Annotated in this window: 16 protein-coding genes; all 16 read right to left on the bottom strand. The window is 41.0% G+C overall.

Features of this window, described 5'->3' with window-relative positions; all coding sequences use genetic code 11:
- Window positions 1-50: 50 nt before the first annotated feature.
- Window positions 51-2,576, bottom strand: a complete 2,526-nt coding sequence (locus tag L0657_RS15395) for a glycosyl hydrolase (RefSeq protein ID WP_235151682.1) — start codon at window positions 2,574-2,576, stop codon at window positions 51-53.
- Window positions 2,577-2,735: 159 nt separating this feature from the next.
- Complete coding sequence (locus L0657_RS15390; RefSeq protein WP_235151681.1) at window positions 2,736-3,023, bottom strand: hypothetical protein; 288 nt, start codon at window positions 3,021-3,023, stop codon at window positions 2,736-2,738.
- Window positions 3,020-3,559 (bottom strand): DUF420 domain-containing protein, encoded by a 540-nt coding sequence (locus L0657_RS15385; RefSeq protein ID WP_235151680.1) that lies wholly within the window; start codon window positions 3,557-3,559, stop codon window positions 3,020-3,022. The genes L0657_RS15390 and L0657_RS15385 overlap by 4 nt, the downstream gene beginning before the upstream one ends.
- Window positions 3,560-3,570: 11 nt before the next feature.
- A complete protein-coding gene (locus L0657_RS15380) occupies window positions 3,571-4,215 on the bottom strand; it encodes a hypothetical protein (RefSeq protein WP_235151679.1) in 645 nt (214 codons plus the stop codon).
- Between the two features lie 12 nt (window positions 4,216-4,227).
- Complete coding sequence (locus L0657_RS15375; protein WP_235151678.1) at window positions 4,228-4,557, bottom strand: cytochrome C oxidase subunit IV family protein; 330 nt, start codon at window positions 4,555-4,557, stop codon at window positions 4,228-4,230.
- A 27-nt stretch (window positions 4,558-4,584) separates the two neighbouring features.
- Complete coding sequence (locus tag L0657_RS15370) at window positions 4,585-5,355, bottom strand: cytochrome c oxidase subunit 3 (protein WP_235151677.1); 771 nt, start codon at window positions 5,353-5,355, stop codon at window positions 4,585-4,587.
- A gap of 13 nt (window positions 5,356-5,368) precedes the next feature.
- A complete protein-coding gene (locus L0657_RS15365; protein WP_235151676.1) occupies window positions 5,369-5,956 on the bottom strand; it encodes a cytochrome c oxidase subunit 3 in 588 nt (195 codons plus the stop codon).
- Between the two features lie 17 nt (window positions 5,957-5,973).
- On the bottom strand, window positions 5,974-6,864 hold the full coding sequence (cyoE, locus tag L0657_RS15360) for a heme o synthase (RefSeq protein WP_235151675.1): 891 nt from the start codon (window positions 6,862-6,864) through the stop codon (window positions 5,974-5,976).
- Window positions 6,865-6,884: 20 nt separating this feature from the next.
- Window positions 6,885-7,913, bottom strand: coding sequence for a heme A synthase (locus tag L0657_RS15355; protein ID WP_235151674.1), 1,029 nt, complete (start codon window positions 7,911-7,913; stop codon window positions 6,885-6,887).
- The gene (locus tag L0657_RS15350; RefSeq protein WP_235151673.1) at window positions 7,888-9,768 is read right to left on the bottom strand and encodes a cbb3-type cytochrome c oxidase subunit I; all 1,881 of its coding nucleotides are present in this window, start codon (window positions 9,766-9,768) and stop codon (window positions 7,888-7,890) included. The genes L0657_RS15355 and L0657_RS15350 overlap by 26 nt, the downstream gene beginning before the upstream one ends.
- A gap of 29 nt (window positions 9,769-9,797) precedes the next feature.
- Entirely contained in the window at window positions 9,798-10,910 is a 1,113-nt protein-coding gene (locus L0657_RS15345) for a cytochrome c oxidase subunit II (RefSeq protein ID WP_235151672.1), read from the bottom strand.
- Between the two features lie 21 nt (window positions 10,911-10,931).
- Entirely contained in the window at window positions 10,932-12,275 is a 1,344-nt protein-coding gene (locus tag L0657_RS15340) for a quinol:cytochrome C oxidoreductase (RefSeq protein ID WP_235151671.1), read from the bottom strand.
- 35 nt (window positions 12,276-12,310) lie between these two features.
- Complete coding sequence (locus tag L0657_RS15335; RefSeq protein ID WP_235151670.1) at window positions 12,311-12,919, bottom strand: cytochrome c; 609 nt, start codon at window positions 12,917-12,919, stop codon at window positions 12,311-12,313.
- A 13-nt stretch (window positions 12,920-12,932) separates the two neighbouring features.
- Window positions 12,933-13,463 (bottom strand): DUF3341 domain-containing protein, encoded by a 531-nt coding sequence (locus tag L0657_RS15330; RefSeq protein ID WP_235151669.1) that lies wholly within the window; start codon window positions 13,461-13,463, stop codon window positions 12,933-12,935.
- 47 nt (window positions 13,464-13,510) lie between these two features.
- Complete coding sequence (nrfD, locus tag L0657_RS15325) at window positions 13,511-14,944, bottom strand: NrfD/PsrC family molybdoenzyme membrane anchor subunit (protein ID WP_235151668.1); 1,434 nt, start codon at window positions 14,942-14,944, stop codon at window positions 13,511-13,513.
- A gap of 55 nt (window positions 14,945-14,999) precedes the next feature.
- Entirely contained in the window at window positions 15,000-18,098 is a 3,099-nt protein-coding gene (locus tag L0657_RS15320; RefSeq protein ID WP_235151667.1) for a TAT-variant-translocated molybdopterin oxidoreductase, read from the bottom strand.
- Between the last annotated feature and the right edge of the window lie 40 nt (window positions 18,099-18,138).

Raw genomic sequence — 18,138 nt, 5'->3', positions numbered from 1 at the left:
TCCCACGAATTTTCCCGAATGCGATTAGTGAAAATTCGTGGCAAAACAAATCAGTATAACAAACGAATCGGTCCCAGCAAGCCGGACGGCATAGGTTCCCAGTTGTCTGCATTGAATTTTTTATACGTTATATCAACAATATTGATATCGTAAAATTTCTTCCACTCGGGAGCCTGTTTGTCGCGCAGGCGCATGTAATTAGCCGAAAGATTTGTTACTTCGATCTCAATTTTATTTCCTTTTTCTTTAAGTGTCTCCGGAATCACTTTTAAATGAAAAGGAATAGACCACGCCGTGCCGATTTCTTCACCATTAAGCTTAACAGCGGCAACTTCGCGAACATCTCCTAAATCCAGGATGATCGATTTGGAAGATAACAACCCCGCTGGTACATCAAAGTCAAGGGCATACCTGGCAGTTCCGGAAAAATATCTGGCGGTATCAGATAATGAAACCCATGAACCTGCTTTTTTCAGTTTACCTGACGCTGGCAATGAAGGCTTGCCTTTAACAAAATCAACTGCCCAATTTCCATCGATAGAATACTGCTTTTCCGGTTTTGAAGCAGGAACGATTTCCATTGATTGGCCAGATGTCCTTAAGAAGCAAGATTCGCCTGGAAGTAATTTGAGGAAAACTTCGCTTTTACCTTTTTCCGTACGAGTGGCTAGCGTGATTAATTCATCTGTTAACGGATCATAACGTTCAACTTTTCCAGTCAGTTTACCAATATGAATCCAGCCTTCCCTGAAACCATTTGCCAGATTAGCTATAAAATATATTGAGTGGTCGCCCGACTTTTTCCTTATAAAAGTTAACCCTTGTTTGGCCCATTGTTCCTGAACAACACCATGTTTTTGCAATGCAATTTCCCAATCTTTTGATACAACAACGCCAGCGTTTTTTGCTTTCAATTCGCTAAGTTTCGTTACGAATTCCTTCTGGCGCGTTCCGTTTAAATTATAACCTGTAACGTTTGCTGGAAAATGGTCTGCGAAAATAATATTGGCGCCTGATTTTGCCAGTCTGGTCAACTCGTTTAAAGTCTCCTCCGGCATATATGTCGACGGCGGGATCAGGATCGTTTTATAAATTGATTTACCAGACGAAACATCTCCATTTTTTGTGGCGGATAATCTCGAAAATTGTCTGTCGGAGACATAGTCAAAAGCATATCCCTCCTTCCACAATTTTGTTGTCAACTGCCCGAATGGTAATTGCAATAACCAGCGATCAACATGATGAACTTCAAGTAAATGCACACCACCAGCGGATTTTGCGGGCGTCGACCAAAGATCATGGATTGGAAAATAAACCAGAATATCATTATCCGGCTGACTTTCCTGTAACAGCTTCTGACAACGCTCTACGTATTGATTTAATAATGAAAAATGCTCAGCGAAATGTGAAGCCGGTCCAAAGTTCGTTGAAGCATAGAACAACCAACCCGGATATGCTTCCTTAACCGGCGAGTAGGTTGTGCCATGATAGAAAATATGATTTATTCCACTCGTAAATAATTCGTCAATTTGCGGCTTCACCTGAGACAACGAAACTTTAAAGTGATTGGCAAGCCAAGTACCGGTTTCTGAACTCACCAACTTTTTTCCGGAAAAATGAGCAGCAGAAGACGCGAACTTCATCGCAAGCGGATTGGGCGTACCAAATTGTTTTATCGAATAGTCAGGATCAATTCTCAGTCCGGGAATCCCGAATCTACTCGTACCGAAGGATTCTGTTTCCGGAATATCGGCCTCGTCGTAAAGTTCAAGAAGATTTCCAGGAGATCCGTGTGCCTGGTATCTGGTTAAAAATCCTTTCTGCTTACTCCAGCTTGTCCAAGCGTGTGCATATCTTTCGCGGAGAAGTTCGGATAAGGTCTGGTGATAATCAATTTTCACCAATAATGATTCTGACTTTCCCGTCGAATCGGTCAGAAGTGCTGGCTCGTTTTGCAGATCATATCCCCTCCGTTTTTTGAACTCACGAAGAAAATCATCCGTCCAGTTCGCTCCGTAGGCCTCGTAAGAATCCATATACATAGATCGTGGTAATTCTTTTGCGTGAACAAAAGCGGAATCAAACCTCACCAGATAATCGGCCATGGCTGTTGGATGAAAGGGATCAAAAACCAAACCTTCTCCACCTGGTGCTGCACGTTTCACCTCCTGCTTGGTTGGTAGGATTTTCCATTTCCCATCTTTGAAGTTTATTGTTTTGGCAGCCATCTGTTTGGTAACGTTAGGTCCGCCGAATGGCCACCCGGTACCAGTTGTCATATCCACACCAAGGCCCAATCGTTTCGCTTCGATGACAGTATGTTCCATCACTTTTAACCAATGATCGGTAAGAAACGGAACAAAGTCGTTTTCGTAACCCTTTACACCATAAATCGGAATAATATGAACACCGCCTAAGCCGGCTTTTGAAAATCCTTCAAGTTGCGCTGTGATGTCTTCCTGGGTGACAGCACTCCCCATCCACCACCAATATGTCCAAGGCTTCGAAGTTGATATGGTCTGCCCGTGGCCCGGCAAACAGAAAAAAAATAATACTAAAAGAAGAATGGATCTCATGATCAAAACTGGTTTTTCAATTTAAAGACTCCATCTTCAATTTCTACACCTACAAAATCGATTTATTTTCAAAACAGGCAATATATTTTTCATCATCACCAAAAAACAAAAAGAGGCGAAACCAACAATTTGATTTCGCCTCAGCCTTTATCTTAACGTCTATTTTTGATGCAAAGCCTGCTGAACGCGAGCAGTAACAAACTGACGTTCCTGCTGATTTTTCTTGCTGCTTCTGTACCACATATACCCAATCACCGCAACCAAAATATAAGGCATCATAAATAAATAAACAATTCCAGTATTCAGGCCTACACCTACGTTATTTCTTCCATTCCCCATTGAACTTTCAACACTTCCTCTGCACATAGCACATTGCGCCATGGTTGACGGAACTGTCAAAACAAAAAATATAATTATAAACCCGCAAACCGCCAGAAGCTTTTTCATACGTAATAGGGACTAATCAATAAATAAACAATCACACCACTCACACTCACATAAAGCCAAATTGGAAATGCCCATTTAACGGCTTTCCGATGTTCCGCTAACTGATTGCTATAACCAAAGTAAACAGCTCTCAATACAAACCAGACGACTACGATTGATAACAAAATATGTGAAATCAATAAAAAATAATATATCGGCCTGATGAATCCTGAACCACCGAACGGCGTCGACTCGTTTGAAATATGATAAAGAATGTAACAAACCAGAAATATCGCTCCGAGGACAAAAGCAAATGTCATCATCAGTCGGTGCAAATTTCTATTATTCGTTTTTATAAAATAAAAGCCCATGAGAAGTAAGATCGCCGTCGCAGTATTTAACATACCGATCACGTGCGGCAAAACTTTCGTCCACGTTCCTAAATCTATCTTCTGTCTGATACCAATAAGCACGGCCACAGCAACCGGAATTGCAATGGCAAGGATATTAATAATTTTTCTGTACTTCTTATTTTCTTCAACCAATACAGTTGCCATAACAATTCGTATTAATTTGATTTTTTCTCGTAATCCAAAATTTTGATCTCACCCATCAACCTGTCTGTTTCTTCCAAATCAGATAAATTATAATATCCTCTGATCTGGCCTTTCGTGTCTATCAATACTAACTTAGATTCGAGCGAATTGGTTTTAGCTTTTGGCACTTTTGTTTCCATTTTTAAAACCCTTTTACAGACATCGTTAATCTCGTCAGTCGAACCGGTAAGCACAAGCCAGTTTTTCGAATCCATTGAGGCTGGATAACTAGCGTTCTTACCGTTCCAATTTTCAGTAAGAGTCAACAGTTGAAGATTTGGAATACTTTCTGTCAATGCAGAAATTCTTTCTATCTGTCCCAGAACAATTTTACAACTGTCATCACATGCCTGTGGCAGGAAATTTACTATCGTCATCTTGCCATCTTTGAATTTCTCAACGAAAGGATTTCCGTCAGTTTTTTTCAACGAAATATCTGGCACCTGATAAAACACAGTATCGCCATTATTCATCGCTAATTCACCAGTCGCTGTGAATTCCGGATGGTAATATGGCAAATCGTAATGATTGGTAGCAAATAGCTTAAGGAACACAAAAACCAAAGCCGGAATTACTAATGTCAATATTAGTAATCCGGCTTTACGGAAGTTTATCATAACGAGTAGCCTCTACTTGAAAATAGCCTGAAAAATAGCATTTCCTTCTAAAAGAAGCGCAAGAATCAGCCAGGCCACAAAAATAACCGGAACGATGATAGACCAAATCAGCGACTTGGTTTCATGCTTAAGGTGCATAAATTCACCTACGATATAAAATGCTTTAACAATTGTCATCACGATGAAAATTGTAACTTTCAAAGTACCGTGAGGTACAGTGAATGCAATAAGGAACTCAAGTGCTGTCAGGACCAGTAAAATCCAGAAAGTTTTCCAGATAGCTTTTCGCTGTTCCGCGCCTGCGTTAGGATCCTGCTCGTGTATATGATGTACTTCTGCCATGTGCTTTAGAATTGAAGAGGTCTACGATTAAACCAGATAAAAGAATGTAAATACAAATACCCAAACAAGGTCTACAAAGTGCCAGTAAAGACCAACTTTTTCAACCATTTCATAACTTCCGCGTTTGTCATAGAAACCAGTCGCTGAACGGAAGAATATAAGAATATTTAAAATAACACCACTAAATACGTGTGTTCCGTGGAAACCTGTGATGAAGAAAAAGAAATCTGCAAAAGCAGGAGGTCCGTATTGGTTTTCAGTAAGGTTCGCGCCATGCACCAATTTATCGACCCATGTTCCGTTCTCCATAACTTTCATCACAGTACCAGCATCCGTCCCGTGGATAAAGTGAGCCCATTCCCAGGCCTGGCAGCCAAGGAAAGTGAAACCGCCTAAAATTGTCCAGAGCATATATTTTTCAACATTTGCACGGTCCATACGGTGACCTGCTTCCACCGCAAGTACCATTGTAACACTACTTGCAATAAGAATGAATGTCATGATACCGACAAAAACCAATGGCAACGAAATTCCATGCAAGAATGGAACAGATTCATAAACCTTTTCAGGAATAGGCCAGTACAAATTTGAAAAAGTGAAATTTGCAGCTTCGCCAATATATGAAGGGAAACTAAAACGTTGCGTTCCGTATGCTACAAGCAAGGCAGAAAAGGTGAACGTATCTGAGATGAGGAAAAACCACATCATCAATTTCCCGTAACTTGCTTTCATCGGCTCGATCCCGCCCATCCACATTTTGGGTTCTACCGTGCCTGGTGTTGTTACATGTGCAGCCATTGGTGAAAAATTATCAATTAAAAGTCAATAAAAAAACAAAAAGATATAACCAGAGTAAGTCTAAAAAATGCCAGTATGTGGCGCAAATCTGTATTTGACGCAAATTCTTTGAATGCACTTTCTGCTTGAAAACCGCGATCCATGCATAGATCAGAACAATGATACCACTTATAATATGGAAACCATGAAGTCCGGTAAATACATAAAAAAACGAACCAGAAGGGTTTCCAACAAAGTAAACATTCATTGCCACCAACTGTTTCCATCCCTCAAACTGCATCCACAGAAACGTCAGGCCAAGTACAAAAGTAATAGAAATTGCTATTTTCAATAATCTGAAATCATCTTTTTTTGCTGCAAAATAAGCAGCCTGCATTGCAAGACTACTTACCAACAGTACACCGGTACTATACCAGAATATCCTGGGCATCTCAAATTCAAGCCAGTTACCTTCTGCTCTACGCACAAGATAAGCACTGGTTTGCGATGCAAAAAGCATTATTATGCTCACTACAAACAACCAAAGAATGAATTTCATTGGGTCCATAGAAAGCGTAGCCTGAGGCTCCTTGTCTACTTTCAAATGTTGAATGTTTTCCATTTCACTAAATTACGATATCACAATTTATCCAACAAAAACGCAATTTGAACGATCGGCAAATATATGAAAGAACCAAACATAAGTTGTCTTGCCGTTTTATCCGTACACTTACGCATCAGATGAAATGTTTGTGCTAAAAACAATACACCAAAAACTGTCGCTATAAAAGCAGAATTGATTCCCGTCATACCCAGTTTGTATGGCAACCACCCAACCGGCAATAAAAACAACGTGTAAATCATAATCTGCATCGTTGTATCTGCGTCTTTCAAACCATTTGCAGGTAATAATTTAAAACCCGCCCGTTTGTAATCATCATCTAATACCCATGCAATCGCCCAGAAATGTGGGAATTGCCAAAAAAACTGGATCGCGAACAAAATTCCAGGTTCTAATCCAAAGTGGTTAGTCGCTGCTACCCACCCAATCATCGGCGGAAATGCTCCTGGAAACGCTCCAACAAAAACTGCGATAGGGCCAACACGTTTCAACGGTGTATAAACAAACCCATACAAAACCAACGACAAAAGCGCCAGTAATGCACTGATCATATTAAAATAAACAACGAATACAATCAATGATGAAACTCCGAGAAATACAGCCCAAACAATCGCTTGCTCAACCGAAATTCTTCCACTTGGAAGAGGACGATTTTGCGTTCTCTTCATCATCTTATCCAGATCCTTTTCAAGAATCTGATTAATAATATTTGCGGATCCTGTGATACCGATAGACGCGATACAGAAAAGAACAATCTTCACCCAACTTACATCGGAAGCTCCGAGACAGTATCCCATCGCACCTGAAAAAGCGATCAGCGAAGCCAGCCTGAATTTTAACAATTCAAACAAGGCTTTTACTTTATCTCCAACGCTATTTAAACCTAAGCTTTCCTCTACTGATGTCATTATTTAACTCTATTTCCAATCTACACTAAATCCCTTTTCAGTCTAACAATTTCTTTGCCCCAAGAAAAACGACTGGCATTCATAAGCAGCCACATCATAAACTGTAATCCAATCATGATGACGGCCAATGTCAGGTGAATGGGTTGAGCAAATGCAGGAACGCCAAAATACGCCATTACGATCCCTGTGAAAATCTCGACACCTAAAATTACCAAACAGCCTAGACCCATTTGTTTAATTCTGGATTCTCCGGGTATAGAACGAATAATTTTATTAATCCAAAACAAATTCGCAGCAAGTACCAATATGGAAAAAGAGCGGTGTATATAAAATGGAACTCCAAGCTCTTCAACCCATTTCGCACGTCCTTCATAACCCAAAGCTCGTATCACCTCATCCATCAACTCACGTACCTGCGTTCCAATCAAGATCTGTATCAGTGATAACGTCAGGACAAGCAAACTAAATTTGTTAATCAGCCCCTGATCAGCGAACAATTTCCCATCCCTTTCCGGAGAATAAGAAGCACGGATGAACAGATATATCAAAATGAAGACAATTACAATGGCCAAAAGCATATGAATTGTAATCATCACCGGATGTAACTCTGATGATACTACCTTCGACCCAAGCCATCCCTGCAAACCAACCAGTATGAAAGCCAACAAGCTATAAAAAAACAAGCTTTTTCTGTCGGACTTCAAATAAGGAATTGAAGCAATTAGCGTCCCGAAGATCATTATCCCCGTAAAAACTCCAAAAAGCCGGTTGACATACTCAATCCATGTTTTCACAGGATTGAAAATTACCTCACCTTTTAATTTAGCTCCATAGATTTCCTTATAATCTAATGGTAGCTGAGAGACCTCCGTTGGAGGTATCCAGCTACCAAAGCATTTTGGCCAATCGGGACAACCCATGCCAGCGCCTGTACTTCTTACAACTCCACCAACCATAATCAGGATGTAAAGCGTAATTACAGTATTCAGTGTCAATCGTCGGAAACGACGATTGACACGTGAATTAATGAGCTGTGTTAAATTGGTCATTAAAATTCTGAGCCTCTATTTCTTTTTCTGTCGCAATCAGCTCGTTCTCGTGAGGGAAGTTAGATTCCAAAGTTTGAGAATAAGGAATATTCTGAGGTATAAAATCCTCTTTTGCGCCAGGTTTGCTATAATCATATGACCAGCGATAAACTGCTGGAATCTCACCTTCCCAGTTACCATGACCAGGAACAATTGGTGTAGTCCATTCCAATGTATTCGATCTCCATGGATTTTTCGGAGCAGTTTTGCCTTTGAAAATGTTCACGAAGAAATTATAAAGGAATATAAACTGTGCAAGGAATGATAAAATCGCAGCAACGGTAATGAACATATTCATGTCCATAAACTTGTGCGTGAAGTCATAACTTGTGAACTGATAGTAACGACGTGGGAAACCTGCGATACCAACATAGTGCATTGGAATAAAGACAAGATAGATACCAATGAATGAGAACCAAAAGTGGATCTGACCCAAAGTATTGTTCATCATCTTTCCAAACATCTTAGGGAACCAATGGTAAACCCCGGCAAACAATCCGAACGCCGATGCCGCACCCATTACAAGGTGAAAGTGAGCAACTACGAAGTATGTATCGTGAAGTTGAATATCGAGAGCACTGTTACCCAAAATAATACCAGTCAAACCACCTGATACGAACAACGAAACCATCCCGATTGCAAAAAGCATAGCAGGAGTGAAAACGATATTTCCTTTCCAAAGTGTAGTAATATAGTTGAACCCTTTCACAGCAGATGGAACAGCAATGATCAAAGTCAGGAACATAAATACCGATCCAAGGAACGGATTCATACCAGTCACGAACATATGGTGAGCCCAAACGATAAAGGCAAGGAACGCGATACCAAGCATTGAGGCAATCATAGCGCGGTAACCAAAGATTGGCTTACGTGCATTTGTAGCGATAACCTCAGAAGTAATACCAAGACCAGGAAGAAGGACAATGTACACCTCTGGGTGACCAAGGAACCAGAATAAATGCTGGAACAAAATTGGGCTACCACCTACATTCGGTAATGCCTCTCCATTGATATAAATTTCAGACAGATAAAAGCTCGTTCCAAAATGGCGGTCAAAGATCAAAAGCAATACTGATGATAGAAGAACCGGGAATGAAATAAGCCCAAGAACCGCAGTAATAAGGAACGCCCAGATTGTCAATGGAAGACGATCGAATGACATACCCCGTGTCCGAAGGTTAATTACAGTTGTGATATAATTGATACCACCTAAAAGCTGAGATACAATGAAGAAAGCCATACTAGCTAACCACAAAGTCATCCCCATTCCTGAACCTTGATGCGCTTGTGGCAATGCACTTAATGGCGGGTAAATAACCCATCCACCTGCCGCAGGTCCTGTTTGCAGAAATAAAGATGCAAACATGATCACACTGGCAAGGAAGAAGAACCAGTAAGATAACATGTTCATAAATCCAGATGCCATATCGCGTGCACCAATCTGCAATGGGATAAGGAAATTACTGAATGTTCCGCTCAATCCTGCCGTAAGTACGAAAAATACCATGATGGTACCGTGCATTGTTACGAGAGCAAGGTAGAAGTTAGGATCTAACTTACCTGACTCGCTGATCCAGGCACCCAAAACAGGCTTTAACCATGACAGGTTAGAATCCGGCATCCCTAATTGAATACGGAAAATAACCGACATTGTTATCCCGATAACTGCCCACATGATACCTGTGATCAGGTATTGCTTGGCAATTACTTTGTGATCTTCACTGAATACGTATTTCTGCCAAAAGCTTTGTGGCTCGTGATGGTGCGCTTGCTCCGGGTGGTGTACAGCGGTGTCCAATCCTTCAATAGCTGACATATACTTGTTTTGAATTTAATGTAATAAAATTAGCGAAGAGCCGCAGTTGTTCCAATTCCACCCCCTGTCGAAGCCGTCTTTGCAGTATCGGCAGGAGTTGCTGTATCAGCTGGCAAACCTTTCATCGCTTTTGCTTTCAAATTGTCTGGCACTTTTGCCAGATACTCCGGGTAGGTCTGTAGAAAAGTTGATTGTTCTGCACACCATTTCTTATATGACGCTTCGTCTTCAACAACCAGATTAATTTTCATTGAAAAGTGACCTTGTCCACAAACCTCTGTACAAGCGATTTCATATTTGAAATTTGGATTACCTGTCTCCGCACGCATATCAGCCGTTGTTTTGTCCGGAACAAACCAGAACTTCGTCGGCATACCTGGAACAGCATCCATCTTCACACGCATATGAGGGATAAATACACTGTGCAAAACGTCACGAGCACGGATTTTCAAAAGTACAGGACGTCCAACAGGAATATGCATTTCGGTAGGGTTCAAGAAATCGTCAAATGAATTTTCATCGGATAAATCAATACCTACTTCATTTTGGGCGTCTATTAACTTATAGTTATAGTTCCCCAATTTGTTATCACTAACACCGCCATAACGAACAATCCAGTTGAATTGCTTTCCAGTAATTTCGATTACTTCGGAATCAGCAGGAGCGTCAGAAGTGATATCAGACCAAGCTTTCCACCCTGTAAAAACCAACATGGCCATTACAATTGCGGGAATGATCGTCCATATTAATTCTAGTTTGTGGTTATCAGGATAAAAAGACGCTTTATTTCCTTTTTTATATTGATACTTCCAGGCAAAAAAGAATATTAAAAAGTTAACAAACGCGAAAGGAATTGTAAGAATTCCCATTGAGAACCAGAACAGATCGTCTGTTCTTCTACCGTGAACGGAAGAAGCAATCGGTAAAAAATGTTCTCTCGCATGCATATATGACCAGGTGATCCCAACAACAGCGGCGATTATGATCACAATAAACATTGCACCATTCCAACCGTTTCCTGAAGGAGCTTCGTCAGCTGATTCTGGTTTCTTTACATTTTTAAGAACATCCTGCAGCCGGGTTACCACGATGACCGTGAGAACCACAAAAACTAAGGCAACTAATCCAATGATAAAATACATGATAATAACAGGTTAAGCAAATTAGGCGATATCGTGATGCAATGACTCTTCCAACATTGGATGATGTTTTGGAATCAAATTTGCTTTTTCCAACTGAGTCGCCATTGACCAAACAAATCCACAAATGAAGACAATGAAAAATCCCCATTCCAACGGGCCAAATCCCGCCGTATCTCCAGCACTACCTGGCATAATGTTCGTGTAAAAATCCATATAGTGACCGATGATTACACTCCAGCAAGCAACTTTAAGAATCGAATGCGTAAACTTAGAGTCCCTTGTCATCAAAACAAGGAATGGCAAGAAAAAGTTAAGGAACAATGTAATAAAGAATGGAGCCTTGAAAATACTTCCGTGACCTCTGAAACGTTCGATGAAATAAATAATCTCTTCCGGCTGATTTGCATAATAGATCAAAAGAAACTGAGCAAACCATACATAAGTCCAGAAAATACTAAATGCAAAAACAAATTTTCCTAAATCGCGAAGGTGGCTAGAATTTACAGCTTTCAAATAACCTCTTTCTCTTAACATAACAACGGTCAGCGTGATAACGGCCAGACCAGCAACGTGCCAGCTTGCCAATGTATACCATCCAAACATTGTACTAAACCAGTGAGGATCTACAGACATTACGAAATCCCATGCAGATGTTGATGACGTAACGCCAAATACAACAAGAAATGCTGTTCCTAAACGTATTGATTTATCATATAATTCTGTTCCACCGATTTGATCTTCTTCCAACGAAAATTGACGAATTTTCCTCCACATAAAATACCAGGCAACAAAGTAAAATATCATTCTGCCAACAAAAAATGGCGTATTCAGATATCCTTGTTTTCCAGCTAGTACCTCATCATATTCAGGTCCGCCAACTTCGTAAACTTCTGAGTGTGTCCAGTGAAAAAGATCATGACCACCTAAAAAGAATACTACAAGCATAATAATCCCAGTCACAGGTAAAAATGCAGGCATTGCTTCCGGTACCCTTTTAAAAACTGCTGACCATCCCGCTTGTGCAAGATAGTTATATGATATAAAAAACATACCCACAACGGAAATCCCGGTAAAATAAACCGCGTTTACCCAAAGGTTTGCCCAAATACGTGTTAACCAGCTTACATGATGCTCTTCGGCGTGACCTGCTGCTTCATGTCCGGCTGCTGCATGTCCGGTTATAGCATTCACTGCACCATGTGCTGCTTCTGCTTCCTGATGTCCACCTCCACCGGTAGCTGCTAAATAAACACCTACCACAACCAAAGCCGCACCAATTGCGCCCCCAATTATCAGGTTTCTTTTAGCTCCCGAAGTGAATTCAAACCGTTCTTCAATAGAAGGAATCGAATGTGCTGATGCCATTATTCAAATATTATTTCTCAGTTATCAAAAATAGACTATGCTCCCTTTTGCAGCTTTTGCACGTAGTGTACAATTTTCCAGCGCTCCTCAGGATTAATTTGCGAACCATGAGGCCACATCCGTGCTTTACCGTAAGTAATAACATGGAAGATATGTCCTTCATTAAGGTTTTTGTAAGCATCACTCGCGTAGTTGGGAACCCCTTTATATATAGCGGCTACTTTTCCATCACCTGCTCCTGCTGCACCATGACAATGCTGACAGTATCTTTCATACAACACTTTACCTTCTGCCAATGTGTTCTCGTTCAAAGGAACCGGGTTTTTCAAAACTCTTTCTGAAATAGAAATACTATCAGAAGCAATGTTGTAAACCATCAAATCGACCTGAGCTGAATCTCCATCACCAAAACTGGTGTTGTAATTACGACGAGCAACAGTACCATCAACAGGCAAGCGCATAGTCAATCCCATCGGGTTGATTGGATTTGGTTTTTCCTGTCTGTATGGTTCATAACCAACCGGCAGGTACATATTCGGAGCATATTCTTTACCAGGATTGCTAGGATCACGTTTGCAACTTACTGCTGCAATCAGAATGATAGCAAAGGCTATTGAATACTTATATAAACTTTTCAATTTCATCGATCCAAGCACATTAAAATTGTTTGATGTTAACCTCTTCGGCACCGCTATCTCTAAGCGCACGGGATATTTCATCTTCACTCATTGAATTTCTACCCAAGTTAATTGCCATTACAAATTTGTTATCCGTCGCGCGAACATCAAATCTTTCATGTTTGTGGGCAGCAGGACTTAACCCGTTTGAGATGAAAAATGTAGTAACCATACCAAACGCAGTGAAAAGTACAGTCAACTCAAATGTAATAGGAATATAGTTTGGCAGAGAAATAGAATCTTTACCACCAACGATCATCGGCCAGTCAATTCCCATTGTCCAGATCATCAACGTTAAGGCTACGCAACATCCGGTAACACCGAACATGAACGCTGCAATCCCGATTCTTGTACGAGGGTGACCAAGGGCATCATCCATTCCATGGATTGGAAATGGAGAATACACTTCCTGTATTTTTACTCCTGCCTTTCTGAGTCTCGGTACTGCGTGTAATACAGTATCGTCATCGTCGTAGACTCCAACTAAATATTTACCAGATAATTCTGCCATATTTATACTAATGTTAAATATTATTCTTTCGCTGTCAGCGATTTTACTTATTCTATATCCTTGTTAAATAACGGAGCGGCAGCTTCGCGTTGTCTTACTTTCGCAACACCTGCAATTTTCTTAGGCAAGTTCGCAGAAGTCGATCTGATTACCGCTTTCACTTCCGCCATGTTTACAACCGGTAGATATTTTGAGAAAAGCAGGAATAACGTAAAGAACAACCCGAAAGAGAAGATGTAATCCCCAATATCATAACGGGTAGGGGAGAACATAGCCCAGCTCGATGGAATATAGTCACGGTGAAGTGATGTAACAATAATTACAAAACGCTCGAACCACATACCAATGTTTACAATAACAGAGATAAAGAAAGTAAATGTAATGCTGCGACGAAGTTTTCTTGACCAGAACAACTGTGGAGAGATTACGTTACAAGTCATCATCGCCCAGTATGCCCACCAGTAAGGTCCGGTAGCACGGTTGATAAATGCATAACTTTCATATTCCACTCCTGAATACCAGGCAATAAAGAACTCAGTAATATAGGCAACCCCTACAACCGAACCAGTCAAGGTAATTACCTTGTTCATGGTTTCAATGTGTTCAAGGGTGATATAGTCTTCCAGCTTGTAAACCACACGTGTGATCAACATAAGGTTTTGTACCATCGCAAATCCAGAGAAAATCGCACCCGCTACGAAGTATGGAGGGAAAATTGTTGTATGCCATCCCGGAATTACCGAAGTAGCAAAGTCCATACTTACAATCGTGTGTACTGAGAGTACAAGTGGTGTTGATAAACCTGCAAGAATTAAGCTGATATATTCGTAACGAGACCAGGTTTTTGCTGATCCGTCCCATCCCATCGCAAAAGTTCCATACATGAAACGAGAAACTTTGCTGGTTGCACGGTCGCGAATTGTAGCTAAATCAGGAATAAGACCGATATACCAGAAAACAAGGGATACAGAGAAATAAGTACTGATCGCAAAAACGTCCCATACAAGAGGAGAGTTGAAGTTTACCCAAAGAGAACCAAATGCGTTAGGCAGAGGCAAAGCCCAATATGCCATCCATGGACGACCCATGTGCATCAGGATAAAAGATGCCGCACAAATTACAGCGAAAATTGTCATCGCTTCTGCCGCACGGTTAATGGATGTTCTCCATTTCTGACGGAAGAGTAAAAGAATTGCCGAGATCAAAGTTCCAGCGTGACCGATACCAACCCACCATACGAAGTTTGTAATATCCCAGGCCCAACCTACTGTCTTATTTAATCCCCACACGCCCAGACCTTCCCACCAGGTCCATGCCAGACAACAAGTTCCATAAGCCAAAACAAGCAAAGAAATACCAAAAGCAATTTTCCATTCCTTTGTAGGCTTTCCTTCGACATGCCGGCAAATATCTTCCGTTACGTCTGCATACGTTTTCCCGCCTTGAATAAGGGGCTCTCTTACGGGTGAAGTAACATGCATACTACTGTAATTTATAATGATTTAATCTTCAAACAAATACAAAACTTTCAACTACTTAGGCGTGTTCTTTTTTAGCTTCTGCCTTTGGTGCTGCTGCTGCATCCTTATTTCTGATCTTCGTCAGATAAGAAATCTGCGGACGAACGTTAATTTCTTCCAACATGTGAAATGCGCGACCTTCTCTTTCGATTTCGAGCATCTTGGAGATACGACTTTCTGGATCATTCATATCACCGAAAGTGATTGCATCAGTCGGACAAGATGAAGCACAAGCCACATTGATCTCGCCGTCAACTACACGTCTCCGCTCTTTCTTAGCTGTTAATTTACCTTCCTGAATCTTGTGAACACACATTGAGCATTTTTCAATAACTCCGCGTGAACGCACTGTTACCTCAGGGTTGATTACCATTTTACCAAGATCATTATTGAAATGGTAATCATAGTTATCATTATCGAAATATTTAAACCAGTTGAAACGACGTACTTTATATGGACAGTTGTTTGCGCAATAACGAGTACCTACACAACGGTTATAAGTCATTTGGTTCAAGCCTTCCGAGCTATGGGTTGTCGCCAATACCGGACATACCGTTTCGCAAGGGGCATTATTACAATGCTGGCACAACATTGGCTGAAACGTAACCTCAGGGTTTTCAGAAGCAACTTCCATTGCTGTGTAATCACCTACTTCCGCGTCGCTACTGTAGTAACGGTCGATACGAAGCCAGTGCATTTCGCGGCTGTTGATAACTTCCTGACGACCAACAACTGGAATGTTATTTTCAGACTGACAGCTAATTACACAAGATCCGCAACCAAAACATGTGTTAAGGTCGATAACCATACCCCACGAGTGGTTTGGGTATTTGTGTCCATTCCAAAGAGAAAGATCCGTAGCATCTACTGATCCCTCAGAAGTTTCGATTTTTGGAATAAAACGTCCTGCCAATGGGTCTTTCTGGAAATGAGCCAACACAGTTTCCTGCAGAACCGATTTACGGCCCATGACAGTATTATGTGTTTGCGTCTGAGCTATTTCGCGTGTTTCGCCTGTTTTAGAAACAGTAACTTCGCCAGGAACAAAAGTCAAATAGCCCGCTGAATAAGATGCAAGTGGGAAAACATTTTTACCAACTCCATTTGCAGACTTACCTGCTTTCTCACGACCATAACCGATTGAAATAGCAACAGTACCATTTGCCAGACCTGGCTGAATGATTACCGGAACTTCAACAGATTTACCTTTCAAGTCCACTTTTACTACATCACCCTGAGACAATCCGAGGTCTGTGGCAGTTTTTTGTGAAAGATTTGCATGGTTGTCCCAGGTTGCTTTCGTAACAGGATCCGGCAACTCTTGCAGCCATGGGTTATTTGCAGCTGAACCATTACCTACGCCGACATTTTCAAATAGCGCAAGTTCGATTCCTGTCGAAGATGCTTTATATTTTTTGCCGATTGCCGATGCTGCTTCGTCAACATTTCCTGCAAAAACTGCCCCGCCAGCAGAAGCTGTACGGTTGGTTTTGAAAAAGCCATCATGCAGTGATTGTACCCAGAATTTTTCAAAACTTCCGGTTCCACCTTGCGTAAAGATATTCTTACTCCAGTATGACTCAAGATATGCATGGAAATCAGATGGCAAACCTGCCCATTTCAGCAAGCTTTCCTGAGCCTGACGTGTGTTGAAAATCAAGCTGATAGTCGGCTGTGTCAAGCTGTAAAATCCTGCCATTGGTTCTGCATCATTCCATGATTCCAGATAATGAGGTGCAGGAGCAATATATTTTGTTAATGATCCGGTTTCGTCTGCGCGGTCATTGAATGTAATACTTAAAGATACTTTCGGAAGAGCAGTAGCTAGCTCTGCCCCACGTGGATGGTCATAAACAGGGTTGGCTGCATAGAAAATCACCGCATCGACCTTTCCGCCTTTTATTTCATCAACGAATTCATTCATCGCGATATCATTTCCCTGACGGAAATTAACCGGCGTATCCAAATCAATTGTCGTTCCGTAACTTCCAAGTAAAGAGTTAAGCGCATTTACAACAACCTGAACAGACGGATCATTAATACCACAAACTACCAGAGCACTTCCTCTCGCCGCTACCAGATCCACAGCAGCTTTATCAAGATTAGGCACATCCAATGCAGGAGCAGAAATTGCTTTCCCTCCAAGTTTTGAAGCTACTTTATTGTAAAGAGCAGTAACAACCAAACCCAGCTGAGATGGTTTTACAGCTGAACGATAATCTGCATTTGAACCAGTCATTGAAAGAACTGATTCAAACTGATAATGACGGGACATATCCTTTTTGCCGTCTTTCGCACTGCTGACACGACGTGTTTCGGCATATTGACGAGAGAAATCGTCCGGCGAAATCCAAGCTCCTAAAAAGTCTGCATCAATACCTACGACAACCTTAGCTTTACTGAAAGCGTAATAAGGAATAACAGCTTTTCCAAATGAAAGCTCATTCCCTTTAACGATTGCGGAAGAACTATTAGCGTCGTAAATGATATGACGCGTTGTTGGATATTTTGTTGTAAAATCAGCAATTACTGATTTTGTTGAAGGACTTAATATTGTAGATGATACAATTCGAATAGCTCCTCCTTTGGCTGCAATGGAAGAAAGTTGACTTGTAATGTCTCTATCTATCGCTTCCCAGGAAACCTTTGTATCTTCACCTTTTTTCGGGCCTCTTAGTTTTTCATTATCATAAAGACCTAACAATGAGGCATGTGCTCTTGAACTAACACCTTTCGTTATACCTGAAAGTGTATTTGGCTCAATTTTAATAGGTCGTCCTTCACGTGTTTTTACAAGTATGCTTGCATAATCTCCACCTTCTGAATAAGTTGAAGCATACCAGTTAGCGATCGTTGGAAATTCACCTTCTGGCTTATTAACGTAAGGAATTGCTTTTTTCACAGGTGTTTCGCAAGCAGCCAAAGAAACAGCAGCCATACCAAACCCTAAAACTTTTAAGAAATCGCGACGGTGCGTACCTGCTCCGTCAACCAGACTTTCATATTGATTTTCTGTTGGTGCATCAGAAAACTCTGAACCTGCGTTTTTAATGAATTTTTCGTCATTACGCAGCTCTTCAAGCCCTCTCCAATATCTTTTATTAGTGTTTTCCATAAAACTTTTAATACAATGAGTTGTATTCTAGTAATTATTT

The organism is Dyadobacter sp. CY345 (assembly GCF_021502725.1).
Taxonomy (GTDB): domain Bacteria; phylum Bacteroidota; class Bacteroidia; order Cytophagales; family Spirosomataceae; genus Dyadobacter.
This window is presented reverse-complemented; position numbering and strand designations above follow the sequence as displayed.

What these genes read in the sequence shown, in the direction of transcription:
- L0657_RS15390 (WP_235151681.1), bottom strand. Translation starts at nt 3,023, where the DNA reads ATGAAAAAGCTTCTGGCGGTTTGCGGGTTTATAATTATATTTTTTGTT.
- L0657_RS15350 (WP_235151673.1), bottom strand. Translation starts at nt 9,768, where the DNA reads ATGTCAGCTATTGAAGGATTGGACACCGCTGTACACCACCCGGAGCAA.
- L0657_RS15395 (WP_235151682.1), bottom strand. Translation starts at nt 2,576, where the DNA reads ATGAGATCCATTCTTCTTTTAGTATTATTTTTTTTCTGTTTGCCGGGC.
- L0657_RS15345 (WP_235151672.1), bottom strand. Translation starts at nt 10,910, where the DNA reads ATGTATTTTATCATTGGATTAGTTGCCTTAGTTTTTGTGGTTCTCACG.
- L0657_RS15375 (WP_235151678.1), bottom strand. Translation starts at nt 4,557, where the DNA reads ATGGCAGAAGTACATCATATACACGAGCAGGATCCTAACGCAGGCGCG.
- L0657_RS15320 (WP_235151667.1), bottom strand. Translation starts at nt 18,098, where the DNA reads ATGGAAAACACTAATAAAAGATATTGGAGAGGGCTTGAAGAGCTGCGT.
- nrfD (WP_235151668.1), bottom strand. Translation starts at nt 14,944, where the DNA reads ATGCATGTTACTTCACCCGTAAGAGAGCCCCTTATTCAAGGCGGGAAA.
- L0657_RS15330 (WP_235151669.1), bottom strand. Translation starts at nt 13,463, where the DNA reads ATGGCAGAATTATCTGGTAAATATTTAGTTGGAGTCTACGACGATGAC.
- L0657_RS15370 (WP_235151677.1), bottom strand. Translation starts at nt 5,355, where the DNA reads ATGGCTGCACATGTAACAACACCAGGCACGGTAGAACCCAAAATGTGG.
- L0657_RS15340 (WP_235151671.1), bottom strand. Translation starts at nt 12,275, where the DNA reads ATGGCATCAGCACATTCGATTCCTTCTATTGAAGAACGGTTTGAATTC.
- cyoE (WP_235151675.1), bottom strand. Translation starts at nt 6,864, where the DNA reads ATGACATCAGTAGAGGAAAGCTTAGGTTTAAATAGCGTTGGAGATAAA.
- L0657_RS15385 (WP_235151680.1), bottom strand. Translation starts at nt 3,559, where the DNA reads ATGGCAACTGTATTGGTTGAAGAAAATAAGAAGTACAGAAAAATTATT.
- L0657_RS15355 (WP_235151674.1), bottom strand. Translation starts at nt 7,913, where the DNA reads ATGACCAATTTAACACAGCTCATTAATTCACGTGTCAATCGTCGTTTC.
- L0657_RS15365 (WP_235151676.1), bottom strand. Translation starts at nt 5,956, where the DNA reads ATGGAAAACATTCAACATTTGAAAGTAGACAAGGAGCCTCAGGCTACG.
- L0657_RS15380 (WP_235151679.1), bottom strand. Translation starts at nt 4,215, where the DNA reads ATGATAAACTTCCGTAAAGCCGGATTACTAATATTGACATTAGTAATT.
- L0657_RS15335 (WP_235151670.1), bottom strand. Translation starts at nt 12,919, where the DNA reads ATGAAATTGAAAAGTTTATATAAGTATTCAATAGCCTTTGCTATCATT.